At 70.3% G+C, this 5,965-nt stretch carries 5 protein-coding genes and 1 riboswitch; all 5 genes read right to left on the bottom strand.

What is annotated here, in order from left to right:
• Positions 1-101: 101 nt before the first annotated feature.
• On the bottom strand, positions 102-1,337 hold the full coding sequence (locus tag ACFWEJ_RS26425) for an N-acetylmuramoyl-L-alanine amidase (protein ID WP_377232149.1): 1,236 nt from the start codon (positions 1,335-1,337) through the stop codon (positions 102-104).
• A 193-nt stretch (positions 1,338-1,530) separates the two neighbouring features.
• The gene (locus tag ACFWEJ_RS26420; RefSeq protein ID WP_377232148.1) at positions 1,531-2,475 is read right to left on the bottom strand and encodes a methylenetetrahydrofolate reductase; all 945 of its coding nucleotides are present in this window, start codon (positions 2,473-2,475) and stop codon (positions 1,531-1,533) included.
• A 4-nt stretch (positions 2,476-2,479) separates the two neighbouring features.
• A riboswitch (SAM riboswitch) is annotated at positions 2,480-2,596 on the bottom strand.
• 94 nt (positions 2,597-2,690) lie between these two features.
• Positions 2,691-3,614 carry a carbohydrate ABC transporter permease gene (locus tag ACFWEJ_RS26415; protein ID WP_377232147.1) on the bottom strand — a complete coding sequence of 308 codons (924 nt, stop codon included), beginning with the start codon at positions 3,612-3,614 and terminating at the stop codon, positions 2,691-2,693.
• Entirely contained in the window at positions 3,614-4,489 is an 876-nt protein-coding gene (locus tag ACFWEJ_RS26410; RefSeq protein ID WP_377232146.1) for a carbohydrate ABC transporter permease, read from the bottom strand. The genes ACFWEJ_RS26415 and ACFWEJ_RS26410 overlap by 1 nt, the downstream gene beginning before the upstream one ends.
• A 72-nt stretch (positions 4,490-4,561) precedes the next feature.
• On the bottom strand, positions 4,562-5,806 hold the full coding sequence (locus tag ACFWEJ_RS26405; RefSeq protein ID WP_377232145.1) for an extracellular solute-binding protein: 1,245 nt from the start codon (positions 5,804-5,806) through the stop codon (positions 4,562-4,564).
• Positions 5,807-5,965 lie beyond the last annotated feature (159 nt).

Genomic DNA, 5,965 nt, shown 5'->3' with positions numbered 1-5,965 from the left:
CTGGGGGGCTGGTTGTTGTTTAAACGACCCCCCCCGGGGGGGCCCCTTGACTCCCGTACAGGCCCCTCGGGGTCCTGTACGTCTGACACGGGCGGGCGGGGCTAGAGGCGGGTGATCCGGATCGCGTCCGCCACGACGTACGCCGTGCCCTGGGTCCAGCGGCTGACCGCCACGACCGTGCGGGTGCCCGCCGTCATCGCGTAGGTGCCGAGCGAGAGCCACGCCCCTCCCGCCGCGGACTGGTCCACGCGGATGGTCGACGAGCCGGTGCCGGTGTAGACGATGAACGGCGTCGACGTGTTGTAGCCGGCGATCCCCGGGAACCATGCCTCCACCCGGTACGAGCCGCTCGACGGGATCGTGGCCGAGTACGTCGCCAGGTCGCTGACCTCGGCCGGCGTGGCGTAGCGGTAGTCGGCGCCGTAGCGCTCGGCCGAGAAGGACGACGTCAGCCAGGAGGCGCCGGCGGAGAAGCCGGCCGAGGTGTTGTCGACGATCACGGACCAGCTCGTGCCCGCCAGGGCCGCGGCCACCTCGGACCGGAGCTGCGGCAGCATCGAGTACAGGACGTCGCCCGGGCAGGCCGTCGCCGTGTAGTCCCGGTGCCCGTAGATCTGGGTGGGCGCGATGCCGTACTGGTCGCAGATGTACGCGCACAGCTCGACCAACCGGCTCCAGAGCTGCGCGGGCGGCGTGGCGCTCGTGTAGGTGCCCTGGTTCTCGATGCCGATGGCCTGGCTGTTCTGCCCGGGGGCGTGCGCGCCCACGACCGTGCCGCTGCCGTTCTGCAGCCGCGACAGCGCACCGTGCCGGCCCTCCATGACGTACCCGCCGCGGCTCAGCGTGAGGTGCTGCCCGGTGTCCACCCAGCCGTTGGCGAAGTGCCACTGCTGGATGTCGCGCGCGATCTGGTACCCGGCGGCCTGCGAGTAGTCGGTGACGTTGGCCGACGCCGTGTGGTGGATCAGGATCTTGTTCGGGTTGGTCGAGACGGTGTCGATCGTGCCGCGGGCCGCCGCGGCGCCCCAGGTGGCGCAGCTCGCGATCGTCGGCGCGGCCACCTCGACCCCGGCCACGGCGCCGGGCGGCGCGTCGGCGGGCGCCTCGGGGTCCGGTGCCAGGGACGGCGGGGCGTCCGCCGTCCGCGCCGGGGCGGCGCCGGGCGCGCTCCCGGCGGGAGCCGCGGGCGCGGGGGCGGCGACGGCGGCGGGCGCGGCGATCGTCGCGCCCGCGGCACCGATGCCGAGGACGACGGCGCCGCGCAGCAGGTCGCGCCGCCCGAACGCGGCGTGGCTGTCGGGACTGCAGTCGGTGGAGCTGTGGTCGTGTTCGTGCACGGTGGGGCCTCCACGGTTCGGTCGCGCTGTGACGTGCCGATTTTCATCCGTAGTATCGGCCGCTCTGCCGACCGGCGGGTACATCACACCCACCCCATCCCCCACACAACATGCCCGCCCAACCCGTTGAGTGCTGGCTATTTGTTGGTTTCGGGCGTGGAAAGCAACAAATAGCCAGCACTCAACGAAGGGGTTAGGCGGCGGCTCGGCCTGTCAGGCCCACTCGGTCCAGGAGGTCCAGGGCCGGGCGGTGCTTGTTGAACGTGTAGACGTGCAGGCCGGGCGTGCCGGCGTCGAGCACCTCGCGCGCGAGCGCCGCGGAGAACTCGATGCCGTGCGCGTGCTGGGCCTCGGGGTCGACGGCGCCGTCGGGCGCGGTGAGCCGGTCGAGGTCGCGCAGGAGGTCCGCGGGCGCCGCCACCCCCGTGAGCTCCTGGACGCGGCGCAGGCGCCGGGCCTCGGTGGTGGGCAGGATCCCGGCCAGGATCGGGATGGTCACGCCCTCCGCCCGGGCCGCCTCGACGAACCCGGTGTACGAGTCCGCGCGGTAGAAGAACTGGGTGATCGCGAAGCTAGCGCCCGCCTTCTGCTTCTCCAGCAGCCGGCGCACCTCCTGCTCGCGCGTGGTGCCGGCCCCGGGGTTGCCGTCCGGGAACGTGGCGACGGCGATGGCCAGCGGCCGGGCGGCCGAGCGCAGCGCCGTGCTGACGTCGGCGGCGCACCGCCGCTCGTCCACCTGCCGCAGGAGCCGCACGAGGTCCACGCTGGAGCGCACACCGTCGGCCGGGGGGCGCCAGTCCGGCTCGTCGCGCGGCGGGTCGCCGCGCAGGGCGAGGAAGGACCGCACCCCGGCCTCGAGGAACTCCTCGATCACCGCGGACACGTCCTCGCGGGACGCGCCCACACAGGTCAGGTGGGCCACCGGGAGCACGGGCGTGCCGCGCAGCAGGGTGGCGAGCACCTCGCGCGCGGTGGCCCGGTCGCCGCCGGCCGCCCCGTAGGTCACGGAGACGAAGTCCGGGCGGGCCGCCACGAGCCGCTGCGCCGTCTCCCAGAAGTTGGGCGCGGCGTTCGGCCGGCGCGGAGGCATCAGCTCGAACGACACCGTCGGGCGGTGCGGGTGTACCTCGGCGACCATGGCTGCTCCATCGAACCTGGCGTGAGCACCTTGCGTCCCTCGCGCCGCGGCGACGCGGCAGAAGGTCGGCAGGTTGCTGCGGTGTCAGGGAGCCAGGACTCTCGACCGCTCTGGATGGGGTTCGCCACCATGTTAAGCGCCCGTCCAGCACTGGGACAGAATTCGTCCGGAGGTCGAGACGGCCCGGTCCACGGTGTGTGGACCGGGCCCGCCCGCTACTTCACCGACCCGGCCACCAGGCCGCCCACCAGGCGCTTCTCGATGATCATGAACAGGATCACCACGGGCACGATCGCCACGACGGACACCCCGAACACGTACTGCCAGGACGTCTCGTACTGGCCCACGAACTTGGTGAGCGCCACGGACAGCGGCTGGTTGCCCGCCGTCGTCAGCAGCACCAGCGACGCCGCGAACTCGTTCCAGGAGGCGACGAACGTGAACACGACCGCCGTCACGATGCCCGGCCAGACGAGCGGCAGGTTGATCTTGGTCAGGACGGCGAACGTGCCGGCGCCGTCGAGCTGCGCCGCCTCGTCGACCTCCTTGGGGATGCCCGCGAAGAAGCTGTGCATGATCCAGACCGCGAACGACAGGTTGAACGCGGCGTTGACCAGGATCATCGCGACCCACGTGTCGAGGATCCCGATGGCGATGAACTGCCGGAACAGGCCCGACGTCAGCACGGCGGGCTGCACCATCTGGGTCACGATCACGAGGAACAGGAAGAAGAGCCGGCCCGTGAACCGGAACCGCGCCGTGTAGTAGGCGGCGGGCAGCGCCACGGCCAGCACGAGCAGCGTGGCGCACAGCGAGATCACCAGGGTGGAGATCAGGTTCTGCGCCAGCGGCGTCTCGGGCGTGGACCACATCGTGACGTAGTTGTCCCAGTGCCACTCCGTGGGGAAGTAGGTGGGGTCGACCGACCTGATCTCGGCCTTGGTCTTCACGGAGCCGAAGAACATGATCAGGTACGGCAGCAGGAAGACCACCAGCACCACGAGCCCGGCCAGCAGCCGGAGCAGCAGCGACCCGAGCGGCACCTGGTCCGTCGTGTACTTCCGCACCCGCCTCCGGTTGTCCGACGGCGGCCGGGCCGCGCTGTGCGCGGTGGTCCCCGGGTCGGTGATCGCGGTCATCAGACCTCCTCCAGGGGGCGGACGACCCGCACGTAGACGGCGACGATGGCGATGACCACCAGGAACGCGATGACGGACAGCGCGCTGGCCAGGTCGATCTGCCGCTGGTTCTGCATGTACTTGAAGATCATCGTCATGACGGTGTCGGCGTCGTACCCGGGGATGGACCCCGTCATGACGCGCAGGATCGGCAGCGAGTTGAACACGTTGATGATGTTGATCAGCACCGCCACCGAGATCGCGCCCCGCAGCTGCGGCAGCACCACGCTGAAGTAGGTGCGCGCCCCGCTCGCCCCGTCGATCCGCGCGGCCTCCACGGTCTCGCCGGGCACCGTCTGGAGCCCGGCGAGCACCGTGTAGGTGGTGAACGGCAGGGACACGAACACGGCGACCGCCATGGCCCACGCGAACGCGGTGCCCGGGTGGCGAGTCCAGCCGTAACCCTCCGGCGTGCTGATCAGGCCGACGTCCACGAGGAACGAGTTGATGATGCCGAAGTACGGCTCCAGGCCGTAGTGCACCACCAGCGTCGTCATGACGACGCTGGAGGCCCACGGCACGATGACGGCCATCCGCACCAGCCGGCGGCCGGGGAACGCCTTGTTCAGCAGTGCCGCGAGCGCCAGCGACCCGATCAGGGTGCAGGCGACGACGACCACGACCCACACGACGGTGCGGCCGAGGATGGGCCAGAAGTACTGGAAGCCGATGACCGTCGCGAAGTTCGCGAGGCCCACTCCCCCGTCGTCCAAGCCGCTCTGGCTGATGTCGCGTGTCGAGTTCCAGAACATCAGGCCGACCGGGAACAGGACCACGGCCGCAATGAGTGCGACCGCGGGCCCGATCCACGGCAGGGCCTTCAACAGGTCCTTCACCAAGTTCCCCGTGCTTTCGGTTCGGCGTTGCGTGTGGTCAGCCGTGCCGGGCACGGCGGTCGGTGCGGGGCGTCAGCCCGCGTCGACCTGTCCCTGGATCTCGGTCAGGACGTCCTGCGCCGACTTCTTCCCGTCGAGCTGGCCGAAGAGGGCCTTGAAGGCGGAGTCCGCGGCCTGCCAGTCCGGGTTGGTGCTCGGGTAGAACTGCGCGTCGGGCAGCACCTCGAGGAACGGCGCGAGCGCCTCCTCGCCGGCGAGCTGCTCGGAGCCCGAGAGGGTGGTGGGCAGGAAGCCCTCGGCCTGGACCCACGGCACGTAGACGTCGGCGGAGTAGAAGTAGTCGAAGAAGGCCGTGATGGCCTCCTGCTTGTCGCCGTCGTTCTGGAACGCCATGAGGTGGTCGGCCACGCCCAGCGTGAACGGCGAGCCGTCCTCGGTGGGGATGGGGTGGATCGAGTACTCCAGGTCCGGGTTGTCGGACTCGATCTGCCCGACGCTCGGCGGCAGGCCGATCTGCATGCCGACCTTGCCCTGGACGAAGATGTCGAACAGCGGGCTGCGGTCCGTCGCACCGGCGTCGGCCTGCGTGGCGCCCTCGTCGATCATCTTCTTGGCGAACTCGGCACCCGGGAGGTTCTCGGGGGTGTCGATGGTGATGGCCTCGGCGTCGCCGAAGGTTCCGCCGCCGCCCCACAGCCACACTGCTGCCTCGGCCTGCGCCTCCTCGGAACCGAGCGGCATGCCGTAGCCGGCCACGCCGCCGCCGAGCTCCGAGACCTTCTTGGCGGACTCGAGCAGCTCGTCCCAGGTGGTGGGGACCTCGGCGCCGGCCTCCTCCAGGAGCGCGTCGTTGACGAACAGCGCGCGAGCGGAGGCGATGAACGGCAGGCCGTAGGTGGTGCCGTCCACCTGGGCGTTCTCCAGGAACGTGGGCTGGAAGTCGGCGTAGGTCTCCTCGGAGGTGACCTCCTCGACCGGGTACAGCAGCTCGTCCGCGGCGAAGCCGGCGAAGGGGCCGCCGTTGTAGATGTCGGGTGCGTCGCCGCCCTGGATCTTGGTGGCGATGACGGACTCGAGGTTGTCCCAGGACTCGACCTGCAGGTTGACGTCGATGTCGGGGTTGGCCTCCTCGAACCCGGCGATCACGTCGTCCCAGTTTCCCTGGGTGGCGTCGGAGTAGCTGGGGACGAGCAGGTCGAGAGTCGTCCCGTCGCCGGTCGCCTCCCCGCTGGACCCGCCGAACCCGCAGGCCGTCAGTCCGGTCGTAGCGGCGAGCGTGATCGCCATGATCCCGCCAAGCCTCTTGTACTGCGCCATTGCCGTCCCTCTCCTTCGTGGTGGTGCAGGTCACGTTTTCACTCGGGTCGGAATCTGTCAATGGTTCTAACAAACCTGTGACACACGGGTGACACAGCGTTTCCAGACCTGCCCCTGGGGCAACCGAGAGGGAGCAAGAAGGGCCGCAGCCTGCGGCTG

The sequence above is a fragment of the Promicromonospora sp. NPDC060204 genome, from assembly GCF_042728455.1.
Classification (GTDB): Bacteria; Actinomycetota; Actinomycetes; order Actinomycetales; family Cellulomonadaceae; genus Promicromonospora.
This window is presented reverse-complemented; position numbering and strand designations above follow the sequence as displayed.

What these genes read in the sequence shown, in the direction of transcription:
- ACFWEJ_RS26420 (WP_377232148.1), bottom strand. Translation starts at nt 2,475, where the DNA reads ATGGTCGCCGAGGTACACCCGCACCGCCCGACGGTGTCGTTCGAGCTG.
- ACFWEJ_RS26415 (WP_377232147.1), bottom strand. Translation starts at nt 3,614, where the DNA reads ATGACCGCGATCACCGACCCGGGGACCACCGCGCACAGCGCGGCCCGG.
- ACFWEJ_RS26405 (WP_377232145.1), bottom strand. Translation starts at nt 5,806, where the DNA reads ATGGCGCAGTACAAGAGGCTTGGCGGGATCATGGCGATCACGCTCGCC.